Source organism: Pseudonocardia sp. DxW, from assembly GCF_058448985.1.
Genome location: NZ_JBZFLK010000017.1, coordinates 85,441 through 105,639, shown reverse-complemented (window position 1 = coordinate 105,639; position 20,199 = coordinate 85,441). Strand labels below are relative to the sequence as shown.

The following is a 20,199-nucleotide window of genomic DNA, read 5'->3' as shown; positions in this document are numbered from 1 at the left end:
CTCAGTTCCCTCCCGCGACCGGGGTGGCCGTCTGGCCGGCGGGCGCCTGGGCGCCCGGCTTCATGTTCTTCGCCGCGGACTGCACCGCCCGCACGATGTTCTGGTAGCCGGTGCAGCGGCACAGGTTGCCCTCGATGCCCTCCCGGACCTCCTGCTCGGTCGGGTCGGGATTGTCGCCGAGCAGGTCGACCGCAGCCATGATCATTCCCGGCGTGCAGTAGCCGCACTGCAGGCCGTGGCACTCCCGGAACGCCTCCTGCACCGGGTGCAGGTTCCCGTCGCGGGCGAGGCCCTCGATGGTGGTCACCTCGCCGCCGTCGGCCTGGACGGCGAGGACCGAACAGGACTTCACGCTCTGCCCGTTCAGACTCACGGTGCACGCACCGCAGTTGCTGGTGTCGCAGCCGATCAACGTCCCCGTCTTGCCCAGCGTCTCCCTCAGGTACTGCGCGAGCAACATGCGGGGCTCGACGTCGTCGGCGTAGTTCACGCCGTCGACGGTGACCCGGACCTCTGTCATGAACTCTCACTCCTCGTACGCGACCACGCACTCGGTCGCGCGGGGTCTACCGGGGACTGGTCGAGGTACACCGAGCGCGGTCGCGACCGCGTCGGCGCGCCTACCATCTGCCGTCACGCGTGTGGCGGCGCCCACATCACACTCCCGATCATGCGGGCAGGCAAGGCGGACGGCCGAGGCGCCGTGACCGGTCGGACGGCGTGTCGTGGGCGTGACCGGAGCCACTCGGGTGACCCGGCCGCACCCGCGGAGACGATCTCGCGAAGAGGCCGCAGAATCGGATCCGTGACGAGGCGGGAATCACTCGTTCAGACCAACCCGGACGGAGTGGTCCGGCGGCTGCGTCTCAGGTCAGCCTAACCTACGTCAGCGACGCGGTCCAGGGCCGGTCGGACGCAGCGGTGCCGTCGTCCGGTGGCGCCAGGCCCCCCACCAGAGCCCGGCGCCGTAGGCCAGGTCGTCGAGCCGGTGCGCGACGAGATGACCTACCGGGGAGATCCGCACCCGCGGGTCCCGGTCCCGGTGCAGCCACCAGTCCGCCAGCCCCTCGGCGAGCGCCGCCGCCAGCACCGTCGTCCGGGCCCGGGCGGAGAACGGCAGCGCGAGCGCGGCCACCGGCCAGAAGTGCCTGGTCAGCCCGGAGGCGCACTGCCACAGCGCGCCGGAGAGCCCGAGCGCGGTGAGCCGGGCCGCGCTGCGCCGCGGCCGCTCCAGGCGGGTCAGCTTGCGGGACAGCCGATCCGTCGCCACCGCGGTGACGACGGCGGCGACCGCGGTCGCGCCGCGGCGCCGGGCGAGCAGCAGCAGGCAGACCGCCGCCGTCCAGCCGGAGAGCACCATCGGTGGCACCGCGCCCGGATGCCGCAACGCCAGCGGGGCCGCACCGGTGCCGTAGAACGCCTTGCGGCGCAACCACTCCGCCGGATCGGTGCGATGGTCGTGGGCGACCCGGGCGGCCGGCTCGAAGCGCATCGCCCAGCCGGCGGCGTGCAGCCGCAGGACCAGGTCGACGTCCTCGGCGACGTGCATCGCCGGGTCGAACGCCGCCGCCCCGACGGCCGCCACCCGGACCAGCATCGCCGCGCTGGGCACGTAGGCGACCCGGGAGCGCGGCACGATCAGCGCCGGATCGGGCCCCAGGTCCAGTGAGGACCGGACCGCCTCGTACCGGCCGACCAGCCCGCGCAGGCCGGTGCCCGCGGCCGGGTCGAGCGCGACGATCCGCGGCGCGACCAGCCCGACCGCCGGATCGGCGAGATGGGCGAGCAGCGGTTCCAGCCAGCCCGGCTCGGGCACCACGTCGGAGTCGAGGAACACCACGAACGGGGTGCGCGCCGCGCCCAGCCCGGCGTTGCGCGCCGCCGCCGGGCCGCGGCTGGCCGCGTGCCGCAGCACCCGCCCGCCGGCAGCCTCGACGCTGCGGCGCAACGGTTCCGGCTCGGTCGAGCCGTCGTCGACGACGATCAGCCCGCCCAGCTCGCCGATCGGGAGCGCCGCCAGCAGTGCGTCCAGCGGCCGGTCCCGGACCGGCACCACGACGGTCACCTCGGCCGGTCCGTGCGGCGGTCCGGCATGCGGTCCGGCATGCGGTCCGGCATGTGGTCCGGCGTGCGGGCCCGTCGCTCCGGCGTGCAGGCGGGTCTCCCCGGCGTTCGGCCCCGTCGCTCCGGCGTGCGGGCCCGTCCGCGGCACCGGATGCGCCAGCCCGGCGTCGAGCAGGGTGCGGGCCAGCGCCCGGTGTGTCGGCCCCTCGACGACCAACGTCCCGCCGGGCGGGGGCAGCAGCTCCCGGGCGCGGGCGGAGAGGTGGACCAGCCGCGGCGGGGCGCCGCCGAGCAGCGCCGCGCCGCCGTCGATCGGGCGGGCCCGCCGGTCCAGCCGCACCCGGAACCCGTCCGGCAGCCTGCGGTCGGCCGGGGCCGCCGGCGCGGCGGCGGAACGGTCGGGGCGGGTGTCGGCGGCGGTCACCGGAGGAGCGTTCCATCCGCGGGGGCCGCGGGTCGACTCCCCGGCGGGACGGGCAGCACACTCCTGCGCATGCCCGATCTCCTCTCCCGCTACGGCACCGCGACCCTCTCCGAGGTCGTGCCCGCGCTGCTGCACGCGATCGGCTCCCCGCTCGACGACCGGCCGCCCGCGTTCACGCTGCCCGCCGCCAGGGCCGCCGTGCTGCTGCTGGTCGACGGACTCGGCCACGAGCTGCTCCGCGCGCACGCCGCGGACGCGCCGGTGCTGGCCGGGCTGGCCGACGCCGGGCCGCTGACCGTCGGGTTCCCCTCGACCACCCCGATCAGCCTGACCTCGCTGGGCAGCGGCCTGCCGCCGGGCGCGCACGGCACGCTGGGCCTGAGCTTCCGGGTGCAGGGCCGGCTGCTCGACGCGCTGAGCTGGGCCGAGGGCCGGCACGACCTGCGGGAGACGCTCATCCCCGAGCAGGTCCAGCCGCAGCCGACGGCGCTGGAACGGGCCGCCGCGGCGGGCGTCGACGTCCGGGTGGTGTCGCACCGGCAGTTCCGGACGTCCGGGCTGACCCGGTCCGGGCTGCGCGGCGGCGAGTACCGCGGGGTGGCGGCGCTGGGCGACCTGACCGCCGAGATCCTGTCCGGTGCGGACGACCGGGTGCCCGGTCCCCGGCTGGTGTACGCCTACCACGCCGATCTCGACCATCTCGGGCACGTGTACGGCCCCGGCAGCCCGGCCTGGCGCTGGCAGCTCCGGCAGATCGACGCCCTGGTCGGGATGCTGCTCGACGCGCTGCCCGCCGGCACCCTGTTCGCCGTCACCGGCGATCACGGGATGGTCACCGTGGACCGGATCGTCGACGCCGACGTCTCCCCCGAGCTGCAGGCCGGCGTGGCGCTGCTGGGCGGCGATCCGCGGGCCCGGCACGTCTACACCGAGCCCGGCGCGGCCGCCGACGTGCTGGCCGCGTGGCGGGCGGTGCTCGGCGACGACGCCGCGGTCGTCCCGCGCGAGCAGGCCGTCGCCGACGGCTGGTTCGGGCCGGTCGAGGACCGGGTGCTGGACCGGATCGGGGACGTGGTCGTCGCGCTGCGCGGCACGGCCGCGGTGGTGCGCAGCGAGGTCGAGCCCTACCTGGCGTCGTTCCCCGGGCAGCACGGGTCGTTCACCGCCGCCGAGCAGCTCGTGCCGCTGCTGATCCGCTGAACCTCACCGAGCCCCGCCGAGCCCGGCTGGGCCCGCTGGGCCCGGCAGGTCGGTGGATCTGCGGACCCCGGCCGGCCGCCGGTGGGTGAGGATCCCGGCATGCGGCAGCGGTGGACGGCGGTGGCGGGCGCGGTACTCCTGGTCGCCGGGCTGGTGGTGGTCACCGCGACGGCGGCCGGCCGGTGCGCGGCCGGCGGTGACCCGGGCCCGATCGCCGGGGCGGGATCCGGCGCCGACGCCACATCGGCCCGGCAGCTCACCGCCGAGGCGGAGTCCGCCGCGGTCGCGACGCTGGCCGCGGCCGGGATCCCGGCCACCCCGCGCTGGGGGCTGTGGGGCGGGGTGCGCGGCGAGGACGGGACGGCGCTGCCGGAGATCACCGACGCCGCGGTGGCCTGCGACCGGATCGTGACGGCCCAGCTCGGCGACGACGACCGGCGGCTGCTCGCCGGGTACGCCGTCGCGGACGGGACGCCGCTGTGGTCGGCGGCGCTGCCCCGCGGCCGGTACGAACCGGCGCTGCTGCTCACCGGCGGACCGGCACCGGACGACGGCGGACCGGCACCGGCGGACGGCGCAGCGCCGGCACCGGCGGACGGCGCAGGGCCGGCACCCGGCGCCGGGGCCGGCGACGGCGCAGGGGCTGGGGCCGGGGGCGGGGCCGGGGCCGGGGCCGCACGAGACGGCGGCGCCGGACCGGCACCGGGCAGCAGCGCCGGACCGGCATCGGCGGCCGGCGGCGGATCGGTGCTGGTGCTCGGCGGCGGCGCGGTCTCGGCGTTCGATCCGGCGTCGGGCGAGCTGCGGTGGTGCGTGCCGGTGTCCGGGGACGCCCGGGTGAGCATGCTGGACACCCCGCACGGTGCGCTCGTCGCCGAGCAGGACGCCGACCGGTCCCGGCTGCGGCTGCTGGACCCGGCCACCGGTGAGCAGCACTGGTCGCGCGACTACCGGGTGCACGACGGCGGGGTGGCGCCGGTGGTCGCCGAGGACGTCGTCGCGGTGTACGCGGCCGGCGACGACGGGTCCGGGGTGCACGCGTTCCGGCTCGGCACCGGGGAGCCCGCCTGGTCGCTCATCGACGAGCTGCCGCAGCCGTTCGGCGCGGCCGGCGGGGTGCTGCTGGTGCGCTCGCGGACGGGTCTGCACGGCGTCGTACCGGGATCGGGCGCGCCGCGCTGGAGCTCGGACCGGTTCACCCCGCAGCTGGGCCCGGGTGCCGGGTTCCGGGCACCGCAGCGTCCCGGGGATCCGGCGCTGCTGCTGCAGCCGTCGGCGGCCGGTGGGGTGACGGCGTTCGACCCGGCCACCGGGGCGGTCCGCTGGGAGCTGCCCGGTGCGCTGCTGCGCCCGAGCGTGCCGCACGGCGTCGCGCGCGCCGACACCGCCGGCGACCGGCTGCTGCTGCAGGGCGCCCGCACCGGCCTCGTCGCCGTCGACCCGGGGACCGGCCGGCTCCTCGGCGGGGCCGCCGACACGTCCCCGCTGATCCCGGCGGCGGGGACGGCCGTGGTGACCGGCCCGCTCCGGACGACCGTCCTGTCCCCGGCCGGATGATCACCGATCGGGAACCGGGACGACCGCCGGGCGACCGGTCCGGTGCCCGATCGTGGATCAGCGCGGGACGCGGAGCCTGCCCGTGGCCGGGTCCGGGTCCCAGCTCCGGATCGCCGTCGCGGCCGCCGCGGTGACGGCGGCGAGCAGCGCCCGGCCCTCGTCGGCGCTCGCCCCGGCCGGGTCGCCGAGCACGCCGTTCGGGCTGACCGCGGCCGTCCCCCCGGCCCGCAGCGCGTCGATCACCTCGGTGAGCGGGCGGGTCTCGCCGGCGACGGCCCGGTCGGCCCGGACCAGGTCCGGCCGCAGGTACAGCAGCAACGACGTCTCGTAGCGGCCGGCGTGCGCGTCCGCCGGGACCCCGGGCACCGCCGCCACGCACGGCAGCCAGCCGGCGTCGCGACCCTCGTGCCGCAGCAGCCGCACCGCCGACGACAGCGCCGCCACGTTGCCGCCGTGCCCGTTGAGCAGCACCAGCCGCGACGCCCACCGGCAGGCCGAGCGGCCGTACTCGACGAGCAGCGTGTGCAGCGCCTCGGTGCCGATCGAGACGGTGCCGGGGAAGCCCTCGTGCTCGCCCGCCGCGCCGTAGGGGATCGCGGGGGCGAGCAGCAGCCCCGGATCGGCGTCGTGCAGCGCGCCGGCGACGGCGGTCGCGACGAGCGTGTCGGTGCCCAGCGGCAGGTGCGGCCCGTGCTGCTCGGTCGAGCCGACCGGGACCAGCACCGTCCGTGGCGGGTCTGCGGGATCGTCGAGATCGGGCCAGGTCAGCTCGTCGAGCAGCACGGGGTACAGCCTGCCCTCACCGGCCGGCGTGCCGCAGCGCGGTCAGCGCCAGCACGACGACACCGGTCAGCAACCCGGACGCGACCAGCCCGACCACGCCGAACCCGGCGGTGAAGGCCGACCGGCCGGCGTCGAGCAGGGCGGTGGCGGGCCCCGGCGGCAGCGAGCCGGCGGCGGTGACCGCACCGGCCAGACCCTCCCGGGCCCGGTCGGCGGCCTCGGCGGGCAGCCCCGGCGGGAGCACCAGCCGTCCACCGTAGACGGCGGCGAGCACGCTCCCGGTGACGGCGACGCCGAGCGCCACCCCCAGCTCGCCCGCCGTCTCCGAGATCGACGCCGCCGATCCGGCACGCGCCGACGGCACCGAGCCGATCACCAGGTCGGTGGCCAGCACGCCGATCGGGCTCAGCCCGAGCACCGTCCCGGAGACCAGCACCAGCACCGCCACCGTGCCGCCGCCCGCCCCGACCAGCCCGACCAGCAGCGATCCCAGCGCGGCCAGCCCGGCCGACGTCGCGACGACCGTCCGGACGCCGAACCGGCGGGCCAGCACCGGGGTCAGCAGCGACCCGGCGACGGTGACCCCGGCGACCGGCAGCATCCACAGTCCCGCGGTGAGCGCCGAGGCGCCGCCGACCAGCTGCAGGTACTGCGGCAGCACGAAGAACAGGCCGTTCACCGCGAGCAGCGCGACCAGCAGCACCAGCACCGCGGCGGTGAACACCGGCCGGGTGAACAGCGCGATGTCGAGCAGCGGATCGGCCAGCCGCCGCTGCCGGCGGACGAACAGCACCCCCGACACCACGCCGACGACGGCCGGGACCAGCGTGATCGCCTCCGGGCCGTAGGCCGCGGTGTTCTTCACCGCGTAGACCAGCGGGAGCATCGCGGTGAGCGAGAGCACGACGCTGATCGGGTCCAGGCGTCCGGCACGGCTGCCGCGCTCCTCGGGGAGCAGCAGCGGGCCGAGCACGAGCAGCAGCAGCATCACCGGCACGCCGAGCAGGAACACCGCCCCCCACCAGAACGCCTCGACCAGCGCCCCGCCGACCAGCGGCCCGATCGCGGCCCCGACCGAGAACGTCGTCATCCACACGGCGACCGCGAACCGGCGCTGGACCGGATCGGGGAACATCGTCGAGATCAGGCCGAGGGTGGACGGCATCAGCGTGGCTCCGGCGATGCCGAGCAGCGCGCGGGCGGCGATCAGCAGCTCGGCGGTCGGGGCGAAGGCCGCGAGCACCGAGGCGACGGCGAACGCGGCGGCCCCGATCAGCAGCAACCGCCTGCGCCCGATCCGGTCGCCGAGGGTGCCCATGGTGATCAGGAAGCCGGCGATCAGGAAGCCGTAGATGTCGAGGATCCACAGCTGCTGGGTGGCCGAGGGCTGGAGGTCCACGGCCAGCGCCGGCGCGGCGAGGTAGAGGACGCTGATGTCGAGTGTGAGCACCAGCAGGGGCAGCGCGAGGACGGCGAGGCCGATCCACTCGCGGGGGCCGGCGCGGTCGTTGCCGGTCAGGGAGGTCTCCGTGGTCATGGTCCCGACGCTAGAAAGTTGAGTTGACTTCAGGTCAAGACTGCGCTGAGGAGTGCGCTGCCCTCGCGGATCGCCGCGTCGGCGCGGCGCGGTGTCAGCGCGTCACCGATCCGGTGCACCGTCGGGCCATCCTCCCCCGGCCCGGTCCCCAGCCGTGCGCAGGTCCCCGCGGACGGCACGGCGGGCACCGCCGCGACGACGGCGGCGACCTCCCGGCGCTCGATCCGGCCGGTCGGGTGGTGCAGCAGCTCCACCGCTCTGCTCTGCTCACCTGTGCGCTGCACCCCGAGCACGGCCCGGTCGGTGCTGCACCGGATGCCGGCCGCGTGCGCGCGGCACCGGAAGCCCTCGCGGTCCAGCGTGAGACCGAGATCCTGCCCGACGACCAGGGCCGGGGTGACGATCTCGGTGTCGTGCCCGCGGGCCGCCAGCAGCTCGGCGACCGAGGTGGCGTGGTGGAACCCCAGTTCGTCGACGACGAGCACCGGGCCGTCGGGGACCGGCGCCCCGGCCAGCACGTCGTCGACCGGCACGGTCAGTCCGTCCGGGTCCCAGGGCGGCGGTGCCGGACGGGCACCGGTGGCCAGCACGAGCGCGTCCGGCCGGTACTCCTCGACGAACGCCCGGTCCACCTCCGTCCCGAGCCGGAGCCGCGCGCCGGACTCGTGCACGGCCCGCAGCAGGTCGTCGGTGACGTGTCCGAGCTCGGCCCGGCCCGGCGCGGTGGCCGCGAGCGCGAGCCGGCCGCCGGTGCGGGTGGCCCGCTCGACCAGCAGGACGTCGTGCCCGCGGCCGGCCAGCGCGGCCGCCGCGGACAGACCGGCCGGCCCGGCGCCGGCGACCAGCACCCGGAGCACCGGTCCCGCGGGACCGGACCGTTCCGGTGCAGGCGGCCCCTCGAGACCGGACCGGGCCGGTCCGGCCGGCCGCGCAGGACCGGACCGGGCCGGTGCGGGCGGTCGCGCACCGACCGGCAGGACGGCGGGGGCGAGCCACTCCCGGCCGGCCGCCGGATCGACCAGACAGCCCAGCGGCAGGTTCAGCCCGACCCGCCCGATGCAGTCCTGGTTGCAGCCGACGCAGCGGCGGACCGGACGCCCGGCGAGCGCCTTCGCCGCGAACGCCGGATCGGCGATCTGCCCGCGGGCGATCCCGACCAGGTCGCACTCGCCGCGGTCCAGCGCCCCGGCGGCCTGGGCGGGCGTGGTGAACCGTCCGACGCCGATCACCGGCACGTCCGCACCGGCCTCCCGGACCGCGTCGCGCAGCCGGGCGGCGAGCCGGCCGGCGTATCCGGACGGGGTGTGCATGGACGGCTCGATGAGGTGCAGCGTCGAGGTCGCGACACCGATCGAGGTGTTGAGGTGGTCGACCGCGCCGGTCGCGACGAGCCGGCGGGCGAGCACGGCACCGTCGTCCGGGGTGATGCCGCCGGGGATCCGCTCGTCAACCCCGATCCGCAGGCCGAGCACCGGGTCCGGGCCGATCGCCTCGCGGACCGCGGCGACGACGTCGAGCACGATCTTCGCCCGGTCCCGGCCCCAGGCGTCGGTGCGCCGGTTGGTGGCCGGGGACAGGAACAGGCGCAGCAGCGACGCGTGCGAGCACTGCAGTTCGACGCCGTCGAACCCGCCGTCGACGCAGCGTGCGGCGACGTCGGCGAACGCGGCGACGATCTCGGCGATCCCGGCGGCGTCCAGCTCGGCCGGGACCTCCCGGAACATCGGATCGGGCAGCGCGGAGGGCCCGACGACCGGCTCGCGGGAGTACATCCCGGAGCCCTGGGCACCGTTGTGGTTGAGCTGGGCGAGCACGACGGCGCCGTGCCGGTGCACCGCGTCGGTGAGCGCCCGGTAGCCGGGCAGCACCGCCGGGTCGTGTCCGCGGATCAGCCGCTCGTAGGGCCGGTCGGCCGGATGGACGGCGTGTTCCTCGGTGATCACCAGTCCGGCGCCGCCCGCGGCCCGGGCCGCGTAGTAGCCGACGTGCCGGGGGGTCGGCAGGCCGCCCTCGGCGAAGCCGGTGAGATGGGCGGTGAAGACGATCCGGTTCCGCAGCCGGTGACGGCCGAGCCGCAGCGGGTCGCCGAGCCGCGGCGGGACGGCCGGCTCGGCACGGCCCGCCCCGGCCGCCCGCCCCGCAGCGCCCTGCCCGGCGGTGGACCGCCCGACGGTGGCCCGCGCGAGGTGGTGGCCTTCGGGGGTGGGCGCTGCGACGCGACGGGACCCGGCGGGCTCCGGTGCGCGGCAGAGTCCCTCGCCGAGGGCCTGCGCGGCGCGGCGCCCCTCCCGGACCGCCTCGGCGATCGTGCGCGGTGCCACCCGGTCCCCGATGCTCCGGCGACCGGGCGCGTCCGGCAGTGTCCGGTCCGGCAGCCGGGCCGCACAGTCCACGACGGCCGCGCAGGGCACCGTCGTCACCGCCCCGGTGTGCACGTCGACCAGCTCCGCGACGCCGTCCCGGACGTGGCGGACCGCGGTGAACAGCGCCCGGACGACGCCGGCCCGCTCCAGCCGGGCGTTCGCCGGCGCCATGTCCCCGCACCGGCCGAGCTGGTGCCCGGCGACGGCGTCCGGGGTGGACAGCGTGACCCGGTATCCGGCACCGGCCAGCAGCTCCGCCACGCCCGGCCCGGTCCAGTCGCCGACCGGGTCGCGCACCAGAACCGGCGCCCCGACGGACACCCCGGCGGCGGCGAGCAGGGTCCGGACCGGTCGCGAACCGGCGAGGTCCGTACCGGCCGGCCCGGCGGCCAGTTCGGCCGCCGGCACCACCGGCACGTCCGCCCCGAAGCCCGGGGCCGTCGGTCGCGATCCGGCCGCGAGGAGCACCGGCACACCGCGGGCGCTCGCCGCGGCGACGGCGGAGCCGTCCAGGTCGGAGCCGAGCTCGACCCGCACCCCGAGCCGCGCGAGCTCCCGCTCCCACCACGGGACCGCCAGGAGCAGCCGGCTGCGACCGGGCAGCGCCGCCGCCGCGTGCAGCATCCCGCCGAGCCGCGACGAGCGTTCGTGCAGCGTCACCGGATGGCCGAGCAGGGCGAGCGTCCGGGCGGCCTCGCACCCCGCGGGACCGCCGCCGACCACGAGCACCGGTCGCGGGACCGGCGGCCCGGCGGCGGAGCGCGGGACCACGGCGGGTTCGGTGCGCTCGTACCCCGACCGGGGTTCCAGCTCGTCACCGACGACCGGGTTGCGCGGGTCCCTCGCGGCGGCGAGCGCGTTGGTCAGCAGACACGGCCGCACCCGCTCCGGCGTCCCGGCCCGGACCAGCGCGACCAGCGACGGATCCGCGATCTGCGCTCTCGTCATCTCGACGATATCTGCGTCACCGCAGGTCAGGACTTCCTCGGCGAGCGACGGCGAGGCGACGCTGCCGGCCAGCGCGACGGCCGTCGCACCGTCCACCGCGCGGCGCACCGCGGCGCAGCGCTCCCGCAGGAACGCCTCCGGGGTGTGCAGGTCCGGACGGGTGGCCGCCACCGAGAGCCCGCTGCCGGCGACCGGGACGAGCAGATCGACGTCGGCGGCGACCGCCCGGGCCCGCCCGACGCCGTCGGCGGGTGTGATCCCGGCCCACGGCGCGAGCTCGTCGATGCACAGTCGCAGGGTCAGCAGCGGCTCCGGGCCGATCTCCTCGCGGACGGCGGCGAGCACCCGGCGCAGCAGCAGCGAGCGGTCGCGGCCGTAGGCGTCGGTGCGGTGGTTGGTCAGCCCGGAACAGAACTGACGCAGCAGCGAGTGCTGTCCGGCGGAGATCTCCACACCGTCCACACCGTTGTCCACAGCCGAGCGGGCGGCCGCGGCGAAGCCGAGCACGATCTCCTCGATCTGCGCGGCGTCTATCGCGACCGGGACCTCCCGGGAGACGACGTCGGGCACCGCGGACGGCCCCCACAGCGGGTGCCCGGAGTGCGCCGTCGAGCCCTGCCCGCCGGCGTGTGCGAGCCCGGCGAGCACCAGCGTGCCGTGCGGCCGGCACGCCTGGACGACGGCGGCCCAGCCGCGCGCGGCCGGCACGTCACCGAGATGCAGCTCAGCGGGCCCGTCGGCCCGCGGGAGCCCGCTGAGCTGCATCTCGGCGTGCGGATCGGGTGCGACGAGGGCCGCCGCAGGCCCGGGAGCCGCAGCGGGGCGGGAAGCAGCGGCGGAGCGGGGAGCAGCGCCGGGCCGCGGAGCAGCGCCGGAGCGGGGCGCAGCCGCGGGGCGGAACGCGGCCGGCGCGTAGGCGTACGGATGGTCCGACGGGTGCACCGACGCCGGCTCGACCACGATGATCCCGGCGCCGCCCGCGGCCCGCTCCGCGTAGTAGGCGACGTGGTCGTCGGTGATCCCGCGCCCGGCGTCCCCGAGGTTCGTCTCGTGCGGCCCGAACAGCACACGCGACGGGGCCCGCCGACCGCGCAGGTCGACGGGCCCCGTCAGCAGGTCCGTGGTCAGCTCCCGGCGACGGGAGCGGCCGGGGCCTGCGCGGGAGCGGACGCCGGGGTGAACCCGGCGAGCGGGCTCTCGTCGCAGGCCCGGTCCGGCCGGCGCGGCGGCGGGGCGAGCGACAGCATCGTGGGCTGCTTCGGGGTGCGCGAGTTCCGCGGCGCCGATCGCGAGTGGTCCACGTCGGACTTCGGGATCACCGTCCCGGAGTCCCGCGCGGCCAGCATCTGCTCGCCGTAGCCCTGCACGCACTCCGGGTCCGGCCCGTCCAGCGGCAGGCCGGTGAAGAACTTCGCCGCCATGCAGCCGCCCTGGCAGGAGTCGTAGTGCTGGCACGACGCGCACGCCCCACCGGTCTGCGGCTTGCGCAGGTCGGTGAACAGCTCGGAGTTCGTCCACACCTCCTGGAACCCGCCCGCGTCGCGGACGTTGCCGGCCAGGAAGTTCTCGTGGATCGCGAACGGGCAGGCGTAGACGTCGCCGACCGGGTCGATCAGGCAGACCACCCGGCCCGCGCCGCACAGGTTCAGCCCGGGCAGCGCCTCGCCGTAGGCGGACAGGTGGAAGAACGAGTCGCCGGTCAGCACCTGGTCGCCGTGCGCGACCAGCCAGTCGTAGAGCTGCTTCTGCTGTGCCTGGGTGGGGTGCAGCTCGTCCCACACGTCGGCGCCGCGGCCGGACGGGCGCAGCCGGGTGATCCGCAGCTGGGCGCCGTACTTGTCGGCGATCGCCTTGAACTCGTCGAGCTGGTCGACGTTCTCCCGGGTCATCACCACCGAGATCTTCGGTGCGACGAACCCGGCCTCGGCCAGGTTCTCCAGCGCGGTGATCGCGGTGTCGAACGATCCCGGGCCGCGGACGTGGTCGTTGACCTCGGCGGTCGCACCGTCCATCGAGATCTGGATGTCGACGTAGTCGGTCGCGGCCAGCTGGGCGGCGCGCGCCTTGTCCAGCTTCACGCCGTTGGTGGAGAACTTGACGCCGACGTCGTGGGAGATGGCGTAGTCCAGCAGCTCCCAGAAGTCCGGGCGCACGGTCGGCTCACCGCCGCCGATGTTGACGTAGAAGACCTGCATCCGCTGCAGCTCGTCGATGACCGCCTTGGCCTCGGCGGTGGTCAGCTCGCGCGGGTCGCGCCGGCCCGACGACGAGAGGCAGTGCACGCACGCGAGGTTGCAGGCGTAGGTGAGCTCCCAGGTCAGGCAGATGGGCGAGTTCAGGCCGTACTGGAAGTGGTCGACCAGCTTCACGGGCACCTCACTGTGGTGGTCGGCAGGACTGTGAACGGCGGAGCGGGACTAGCGGGCGACGATCGTTCCGGACCGCAGCAGCCCGGACAGCGCCTTCAGATAGGCCTCGTGCTGCGCGGCGGGCACACCGGCCGCCTCGACCGCGGACCGGGCGTCCGGATGACGTTCCAGGCCGGTGACGACCTCGACGAGCTCCGGGGTCTTGAGGAACGACAGCTTGCGGGTCACGAAGTCGTACACCAGTGCGCCGAACGGTTCCGGGCGCAGCGACACGCTCTCGCTCACCCGGTACGGCGCCGCGGGGTCGAACGACCCCGCGGCACCGTCCGGCACCGTGGTGTCGACCGGCTTAGTAGACACCGCACATGCCGTCGATGGAGACCTCCTCGACGAGGGTCTCCTCGACCAGGACGTCCTCGTTCTGGTGCTCGCTCATGGGCAACCTCCGCAGGGATCCACTCTCGGCGAGAGCGGTGACCGACCGCCCCGCCGGCCGGCGCGGGCAGCAGATCGGACGTTATTGGCACCGGGTGCCGGAAAGCAAGAACCTGCGGGGACGCCCGTCCGTTCGGACGGGAGGGCATGCTGGCCGCATGACGGTGGACGACACGCTGCTGCACCTGTGCACCCCCGCCGAGCGGGCCGGCTACGAGCTCGCCGGGGAGATCGCGCCGCCCTCGCTGGACGAAGTGGGCTTCGTCCACCTGTCCACCGCGGACCAGGTCGCGCTGCCCGCGCAGCGGCTGTTCGCCGGCCGGACCGACCTGTCGCTGCTCGTCGTCGACCCGGCCGCGCTCGCCGCCGCGGGCGTCGAGGTCCGGTGGGAGCCGGGCGTGCCGGGCGATCCGGAGTCGATGCGCTTCCCGCACGCCTACGGCGCCGTGCCCGCCTCGGCGATCCGCGCGGTGCTGCCGTACCCCCCGGGGCCGGCCGGGTTCACCGCACCGGAGCTGCCTGACCTGGGCTGACGCCCGCCGCCCCGTCCGGTCGGACGGGGAACCTGACCGGGCCGACGGGCAGGTGGTCAGGTACCCGTGCGTAGCTGTTGCCAGTCATCTGCAACAGCCACCGTTGTGCTCGTCCGCACGCCAACGAGGCCGCGAGGAGAGCCAATGGCCATCGAGCTCAACCAGATCTGGGACTTCCCGATCAAGGAGTTCCACCCGTTCCCGCGGGCGCTTCTGGGGGTCGGCGCGCACGACATCCTGGGCGTCGAGGCGAAGAACCTGGGCATGACGCGGGTCCTGTTCGTCACCTCGGGCCTGCGCGGCTCCGGCATCATCGAGGAGCTCAAGGGCAAGGTCGAGCACCAGGGCGTCGACGTCGTCGTCTACGACCAGGTCGAGTCCAACCCCAAGGACTACAACTGCATGGACGCCGCCGCGCTCTACACGAGCGAGAAGTGCGACGGCATCATCTCGATCGGCGGCGGCTCGTCGCACGACGCCGCGAAGGGCGCCCGCGTCGTCATCGCACACGACGGCCGCAACATCAACGAGTTCGAGGGCTTCTCGAAGTCCACGAACATGGAGAACCCGCCGCACATCGCGGTCTCCACCACGGCGGGCACCGGGTCCGAGACCTCCTGGGCCTACGTCATCACCAACACCTCCGACATGGACAAGCCGCAGAAGTGGGTCGGGTTCGACGACGCCGTCGTCACCACCCTGGCGCTGGACGACCCGCTGCTCTACTACAGCTGCCCGCAGCACTTCACCGCCTACTGCGGGTTCGACGTGCTCGCGCACGGTTCCGAGCCGTTCGTGTCCCGATTGGACTTCGAGCCCTCGCTGGGCAACGCGCTGTACTCGATCGAGCTGGTCGGGCAGTACCTGCGCGAGGCCACCTACGAGCCGCGCAACCTCGAGGCCCGCTCCAAGATGATGCACGCGCAGTACATCGCGGCGCAGGCGTTCAACTCGGGCGGTCTGGGCCTGGTCCACTCGACGTCGCACGCGGTGTCGGCGTTCTTCGACACCCATCACGGCCTCAACAACGCGATCGCGCTGCCCCGGGTGTGGGAGTACAACCTGCCCTCGCGCTACCAGCGGTACGCCAAGATCGCGACCGCGCTCGGCGTCGACACCACCAACATGACGACCGTGCAGGCCGCAGACGCCGCCGTCGAGGAGGCGATCCGGCTGTCCAAGGACGTCGGCATCCCGGACAACTTCGGTGTGCTGCAGTCCGACAGCTACGACAAGAACCGGATGAACACCGGCAAGTACGCCGGCCGCGGGGACACCATCCCCACCGACGAGAAGACGGTCCACCGGATCGCCGAGCACATGATGGGCGACTACTGCACCCCCGGTAACCCCCGCGAGTGCACGGTCGAGTCGCTGGTGCCGCTGGTCGAGCACGCCTTCACCGGGTCGTACTAGACGCCCCGGCACAGGGAACGCACGGAACCCGCCGCCGCGCCCGGATCAGCCCCCGGGCGCGGCGGCCCCCGCACGCGCACGAGGAGAACGGTGCCCCCGACCACGTTCGACAGCCCCGAGACCCTGACCGAGGCCCTGTCCGGCGAGAACTACGTCATCGATCCCGAGTTCGCCGTGGTCGTCCACCTGGCGACCGCGCTGGAACGGCCGCTGCTGCTGGAGGGACCGGCCGGCGTCGGCAAGACCGAGCTGGCCTCCTCGCTGGCCGCGGCGAGCGGCCGGCGGCTGGTGCGGCTGCAGTGCTACGAGGGTCTCGACGACGGCCGGGCCCTCTACGAGTGGGACTACGGCAAGCAGCTGATGCACGTCCAGATGCTGCGCGACCGGATCGGCGAGCTGCTGTCCGGGACGACGACGATGGCCGAGGCGTCCGCCCGGCTGCAGGCGCAGGACACCGGGCTCTACACCGAGCACTTCCTGTCCACCCGCCCGCTGCTGGAGGCGGTGCTGTCCCCGGACCCGGTGGTGCTGCTGGTCGACGAGGTCGACCGCACCGAGGAGTCGATGGAGGCGCTGCTGCTGGAGGTGCTCGCCGAGCAGCAGGTGACCGTCCCGGAGATCGGCACCTTCACCGCCCGCTCCGTCCCGTGGGTGGTGCTCACCTCCAACGACACCCGCGAGCTGTCCCCGGCGCTGAAGCGCCGCTGCCTGCACTTCCAGGTCGGCTTCCCGACGCCCGAGCGGGAGGCCGAGATCGTGTCCCGGCGCGCGCCGCAGGTGGCGCCCGAGGTCGTCGCCGACGTGGTGGAGCTGGCCCGCACGCTGCGCGGGTTCCCGCTGCGCAAGTCGCCGTCGATCTCCGAGGTGATCGACGCGGCCCGGGCCGCCGCGGTGCTCGGCCTGGGCTCGGCGGGCGAGCTGGAGAAGGTGCGGCCCGCGCTTCTGTCCGCGCTGCTCAAGTACGGCTCGGACCGCGAGCTGGCGATCCGCAGGTTGGACGGCGAGGACCCCGGTCCGCAGGCGGGCGGACCGGTCGCCGCGGACGGCGCGTCGTCGACCGCGGGGGCCTTCTGCGCCGGGCGGGCCGCCTCCACCGGGTCCCGCGCGGCCGCCGACCGGAACCGCCGGGGCCGCCGGTGACCGCGCCGGCCCGCGATCCCGGGCCGTGGGTGCTCTCGGTGCTCTCCGCGGCGTTCACCCGGGTGCTGCGGACCCAGCGGGTCGCGGTGTCGCCGGCCGAGGCGATCGAGGTCCGGCGGGTGCTGGCGATGTTCGGCGCGTCCGACCTGGACCGGCTGCGCACCGGGCTGCGCGCCGTCACGGTCGCCTACGCGCACGAACGTCCCGGCTTCGAGCGCGCCTTCGACGCGTTCTTCGGGCCGCTCCCCGGCACCGGTGACGGCTCCGGCGCGGACGGGCCCGGCCTGCGCGGACCGGCCGCGCAGGGACTGCCGACCGATCTGGAGCTCGCCGACGGCGACGACCCGCTCGGCCGCTACGCCGATCACGACCCGGGCACCGCCGACGTCGGTGACCTGCTCGACGCGCCGGAGCAGGAGAAGGGGTTCAACCCGCACCGCGACGACGACGACGTCTCGCTCGGCGGGTCCGACCGGGACCTCTCGGTCTCCTCGGCCGAGGACCGCGGCCGGCGCGGGACGACCCACACGGTGGACCTGGAACGGGCCGGGGCGGCGGCCGGGAAGGAGCTGACGTCCGGCGGCGCCGACCGGGTGTCGGGCCGGATCGACCTCGACGACCCGGAGGCCGTCCTGGCCATGCTCGCCGCCTACGACCCGCACGCCGTCTACGCGGACGGCCCGGAGGGCGAGCTGCTCTCGGCGAACCAGCTGGGCCGGCTGGTCGACGCGATCAGCGAGTTCGTCGCGCAGCTCGCCGAGCGGATCGAGACCGGCCCGGGCGCGCCCGCGGCGCCGGACACCGACCGCACCCCGGAGCCCGCCGACATGCAGCGCGCCTGCCACGAGCTGCTGCACCGGATGCGCGGTGCGCCGCGCCGGGTCCCGCGCGAGCACGCCCGCGGGCCGCTCGACGTCCGGCACACCGTCCGGCGCAGCATGCGCAGCGACGGCGTGCCGTTCCACCTGCTGGTCCGCCGGAAGGTGCCGGACCGGGTGCGGCTGCTCGTCGTCGCCGACGTGTCGCTGTCGGTCCGGTCGATCACCGCGTTCGTGCTGCGGCTGGCCAGGACCCTGCACCGGCAGGCGTTCCGCTGCCGGGTGCTGGCCTTCGTCGACGCCCCGGTCGACGTCACCGGTCTGCTGCTGCGCGCGCACGACGACCGGGCGCTCGCCGCGGTGCTGGCCGCACCCGGCCTGGACCTGGACGCCACCAGCGACTACGGCCGCGTGCTGGGCGGGATCAACGAGCGGTTCGCCGACGCGGTGGACAACCGGACCGCGGTGCTGTTCGTCGGCGACGCCCGGTCCAACGGCCTGCCGCCGGGCACCGACGAGCTGCGCCGGCTGGCGCGCCGGGCCTACCGGGTCGGCTGGATCACGCCGGAGCCGCGCCGCTACTGGGACCAGGCGTCGTGCGCGATGGGCGAGTACGCCGGGACCGTCGATCACGTGCTGGTCGCCCGGGACGCCGACGAGCTGCTGGCCGGGGCCGGCGAACTCGGCCACGCCCTGTCCTGAACCGGCCCCGACCCGATGCGGGGCGCGCCGACCGAACGGGCACCCTGGTGCGGTGGCCCTGACCCGTCGATCGTTCCTGCGCGTCACCGGTGCCGCGGCCGCACTGGCCGGGATCCCGGCGCTCGCCGCCTGCGGTGCCGCGGCCGACACCACCGCGCCGCCGCTCACCGTGCTGTTCGCCGGGGCCGGGCCGCTCCCGCCGCCGGACCCGCACCACGTCTGGCGGCCGGTGGACCGGGCCCGCGCCGCGGCCGTCGCGGACACGCTGCTGGTCTGGTCGCCGGAGATGCGCGCGGTGCCGCACCTGGCCGAGTCGGTGGAGCCGGACCCGACCGGCACCCGGTGGCGGGTCCGGCTGCGGGCCGCCGTCGCGCACGACGGGCGGCCGATCACCGCGGCCGACGCGCTGGCGTCGTTGCGCCGGATCGCCGACCCGGCCACCGGGGCGACCGCCGCCCCGCTGCTCTCCGGGGTCGATCTCACCGCCAGCCGGGCGGTCTCGCCGACCGAGCTGGAGATCGTCCTGGGCGCGCCGGACTTCCTGTTCCCGCTGGTACTGGGTGCGCCCGGGACCGGGATCGTGCGCGACGGCGACGGCGCCGCCCCGGTCGGCACCGGCGCCTTCCGGCCACACCCGGTGGGGCCGGAGGTGCTGCTGCGCCACGACGGGCACTGGCTGGGCGCTGCGGCGTCGCCGGAGCTGCGGTTCCTGGTCGACGACGACGAGGAGAACCGCTTCCAGGCACTCATCGAGGGCCGCGTCGACTACGCGCACGACCTGTTCCCGCACAGCGTGCGCCGGATCATGGGCCGGACCGGGACCCGGATCCTGTCCGCGCCCGGCTCGGCGACCCGGTTCCTGGAGGTCGGCAGCGGCCGGGCGGACCGGCTCGGCCGGGCCGATCTGGGCGGCGACGGGACCGTCCCGGACGGTGGCGGCCCGGCCGGGGCGCTGTTCGACGATCCGCGGCTGCGCGAGGCGGTGCGGCTGGGCATCGACCGGGAGGCGCTGGTCCGGCGGGTGCTGCTGGACCTCGGCGATCCCGGCGACGACCTGTTCGGTCCGGGCCTGGAGCACCATCCGGCCGACGTCCCGCCGGTGGAGCGCGACGCAGGCCGGGCCGCCGAGCTGGTCGCCGCGGCCGGCGCGACCGGGATCACGGTGCCACTGCTGTTCGACCCGTTCGATCCGCTGTCCCGGCCGGCGGCGGCGGTGATCGGCGAGCAGCTGGAGGAGATCGGGCTGTTCGCCGAGCCCCGCGAGCCGGACCCGGTGGGCGCCGAGCCGACCCCGGGGATCGCGTTCCGCCGGGTGCCCGCGCAGCCGATCCCGCTGCACCTGCGCGCCGCGGCACTGGGCAGCTCCCCGGTGCCGGGCCCGGACACCGGCAACGACAACGACGGCGGCGACAGCGACAGCGACACCGGAGCGGACGGCGAGCCGCTCGGCCCGCCACCGGCGGAGCGCCCGTACGCGCCCCGGGCGGACGTCGCCCGGCTGCTGGCGGCGGCCACCGCCACCCCGGACGACACCGTCCGCGGGGACGCACTGCGCCGGGCCCAGGTGCTGCTGCGCGACGCCGCGACCGTCTGGTCGGACGGCGACGAGCACGTCGGGATCTCCGCCGACCTGGACGGGATGGAGCCGGCCCGGCCGGACACCGTGCGCTGGGCCAGGTTCGACCGCGCCCGGCGGGGGTGATGGGCGGGCGCCCCGGGGGTGCGCCGCGGGGTCGGTGGCCGGCATGGGTCGGTACCCGACGCCCGGCACGGGTCGATGCCCGACGCCCGGCATGGGGCGGTGGCCGCGGCTCGGTGTGGGGCGGTGGCCGACACCCGGCCTCTCGACTCGCGTTCCGCGGAACGCCGTCCGCCGATCTGCGGGACACGGACACGCGGGAGACGGGCAT

At 75.9% G+C, this 20,199-nt stretch carries 15 protein-coding genes; 7 read left to right on the top strand and 8 right to left on the bottom strand.

Features of this window, described 5'->3' with window-relative positions:
- Position 1 precedes the first annotated feature (1 nt).
- Together ACVJO7_RS24515 and mftF are read right to left on the bottom strand one after the other, a co-directional pair.
- Positions 2-520: a (2Fe-2S)-binding protein gene (locus ACVJO7_RS24515; RefSeq protein ID WP_344020953.1), complete on the bottom strand. Its 519-nt coding sequence runs from the start codon at positions 518-520 to the stop codon at positions 2-4.
- A 366-nt stretch (positions 521-886) separates the two neighbouring features.
- Positions 887-2,488 carry a mycofactocin biosynthesis glycosyltransferase MftF gene (gene mftF / locus ACVJO7_RS24510; RefSeq protein WP_491674826.1) on the bottom strand — a complete coding sequence of 534 codons (1,602 nt, stop codon included), beginning with the start codon at positions 2,486-2,488 and terminating at the stop codon, positions 887-889.
- A 69-nt stretch (positions 2,489-2,557) separates the two neighbouring features.
- On the opposite strand from mftF, the gene ACVJO7_RS24505 reads away from it, so the two are divergent.
- Positions 2,558-3,688, top strand: a complete 1,131-nt coding sequence (locus ACVJO7_RS24505; RefSeq protein WP_491674825.1) for an alkaline phosphatase family protein — start codon at positions 2,558-2,560, stop codon at positions 3,686-3,688.
- Positions 3,689-3,787: 99 nt separating this feature from the next.
- Complete coding sequence (locus ACVJO7_RS24500) at positions 3,788-5,245, top strand: outer membrane protein assembly factor BamB family protein (protein ID WP_491674824.1); 1,458 nt, start codon at positions 3,788-3,790, stop codon at positions 5,243-5,245.
- Positions 5,246-5,302: 57 nt separating this feature from the next.
- Here ACVJO7_RS24500 and mftE read toward each other — a convergent pair whose 3' ends face one another.
- The 6 genes from mftE to mftA are packed head-to-tail and all read right to left on the bottom strand — an operon-like array spanning position 5,303 to position 13,681.
- Positions 5,303-6,028: a mycofactocin biosynthesis peptidyl-dipeptidase MftE gene (mftE, locus tag ACVJO7_RS24495; protein WP_344020961.1), complete on the bottom strand. Its 726-nt coding sequence runs from the start codon at positions 6,026-6,028 to the stop codon at positions 5,303-5,305.
- 16 nt (positions 6,029-6,044) lie between these two features.
- Positions 6,045-7,565, bottom strand: a complete 1,521-nt coding sequence (locus ACVJO7_RS24490) for an MFS transporter (RefSeq protein WP_491674823.1) — start codon at positions 7,563-7,565, stop codon at positions 6,045-6,047.
- A 29-nt stretch (positions 7,566-7,594) separates the two neighbouring features.
- The gene (locus ACVJO7_RS24485; protein ID WP_491674822.1) at positions 7,595-11,944 is read right to left on the bottom strand and encodes an oxidoreductase; all 4,350 of its coding nucleotides are present in this window, start codon (positions 11,942-11,944) and stop codon (positions 7,595-7,597) included.
- 56 nt (positions 11,945-12,000) lie between these two features.
- The gene (mftC, locus tag ACVJO7_RS24480; protein ID WP_491674848.1) at positions 12,001-13,245 is read right to left on the bottom strand and encodes a mycofactocin radical SAM maturase; all 1,245 of its coding nucleotides are present in this window, start codon (positions 13,243-13,245) and stop codon (positions 12,001-12,003) included.
- Positions 13,246-13,293: 48 nt separating this feature from the next.
- The gene (gene mftB, locus ACVJO7_RS24475; protein ID WP_358485164.1) at positions 13,294-13,605 is read right to left on the bottom strand and encodes a mycofactocin biosynthesis chaperone MftB; all 312 of its coding nucleotides are present in this window, start codon (positions 13,603-13,605) and stop codon (positions 13,294-13,296) included.
- Positions 13,595-13,681 carry a mycofactocin precursor MftA gene (mftA, locus tag ACVJO7_RS24470; RefSeq protein ID WP_358485335.1) on the bottom strand — a complete coding sequence of 29 codons (87 nt, stop codon included), beginning with the start codon at positions 13,679-13,681 and terminating at the stop codon, positions 13,595-13,597. Before mftA ends, mftB begins: the two co-directional genes overlap by 11 nt.
- 157 nt (positions 13,682-13,838) lie before the next feature.
- On the opposite strand from mftA, the gene ACVJO7_RS24465 reads away from it, so the two are divergent.
- From ACVJO7_RS24465 to ACVJO7_RS24445, 5 genes are all read left to right on the top strand, one after another.
- Positions 13,839-14,213: a DUF952 domain-containing protein gene (locus tag ACVJO7_RS24465; protein ID WP_344020971.1), complete on the top strand. Its 375-nt coding sequence runs from the start codon at positions 13,839-13,841 to the stop codon at positions 14,211-14,213.
- Between the two features lie 144 nt (positions 14,214-14,357).
- Positions 14,358-15,629, top strand: coding sequence for an NDMA-dependent methanol dehydrogenase (gene mdo / locus ACVJO7_RS24460; protein WP_491674821.1), 1,272 nt, complete (start codon positions 14,358-14,360; stop codon positions 15,627-15,629).
- A gap of 90 nt (positions 15,630-15,719) precedes the next feature.
- Entirely contained in the window at positions 15,720-16,769 is a 1,050-nt protein-coding gene (locus ACVJO7_RS24455) for a MadB family AAA-type ATPase (protein ID WP_491674820.1), read from the top strand.
- Positions 16,766-18,289 carry a MadC family VWA domain-containing protein gene (gene madC, locus ACVJO7_RS24450; RefSeq protein ID WP_491674819.1) on the top strand — a complete coding sequence of 508 codons (1,524 nt, stop codon included), beginning with the start codon at positions 16,766-16,768 and terminating at the stop codon, positions 18,287-18,289. Before ACVJO7_RS24455 ends, madC begins: the two co-directional genes overlap by 4 nt.
- A 52-nt stretch (positions 18,290-18,341) precedes the next feature.
- Complete coding sequence (locus tag ACVJO7_RS24445; RefSeq protein WP_491674818.1) at positions 18,342-19,991, top strand: ABC transporter substrate-binding protein; 1,650 nt, start codon at positions 18,342-18,344, stop codon at positions 19,989-19,991.
- Positions 19,992-20,199: the final 208 nt, after the last annotated feature.

What these genes read in the sequence shown, in the direction of transcription:
- ACVJO7_RS24515 (WP_344020953.1), bottom strand. Translation starts at nt 520, where the DNA reads ATGACAGAGGTCCGGGTCACCGTCGACGGCGTGAACTACGCCGACGAC.
- ACVJO7_RS24505 (WP_491674825.1), top strand. Translation starts at nt 2,558, where the DNA reads ATGCCCGATCTCCTCTCCCGCTACGGCACCGCGACCCTCTCCGAGGTC.
- ACVJO7_RS24500 (WP_491674824.1), top strand. Translation starts at nt 3,788, where the DNA reads ATGCGGCAGCGGTGGACGGCGGTGGCGGGCGCGGTACTCCTGGTCGCC.
- ACVJO7_RS24490 (WP_491674823.1), bottom strand. Translation starts at nt 7,565, where the DNA reads ATGACCACGGAGACCTCCCTGACCGGCAACGACCGCGCCGGCCCCCGC.
- mftA (WP_358485335.1), bottom strand. Translation starts at nt 13,681, where the DNA reads ATGAGCGAGCACCAGAACGAGGACGTCCTGGTCGAGGAGACCCTCGTC.
- ACVJO7_RS24465 (WP_344020971.1), top strand. Translation starts at nt 13,839, where the DNA reads ATGACGGTGGACGACACGCTGCTGCACCTGTGCACCCCCGCCGAGCGG.
- mdo (WP_491674821.1), top strand. Translation starts at nt 14,358, where the DNA reads ATGGCCATCGAGCTCAACCAGATCTGGGACTTCCCGATCAAGGAGTTC.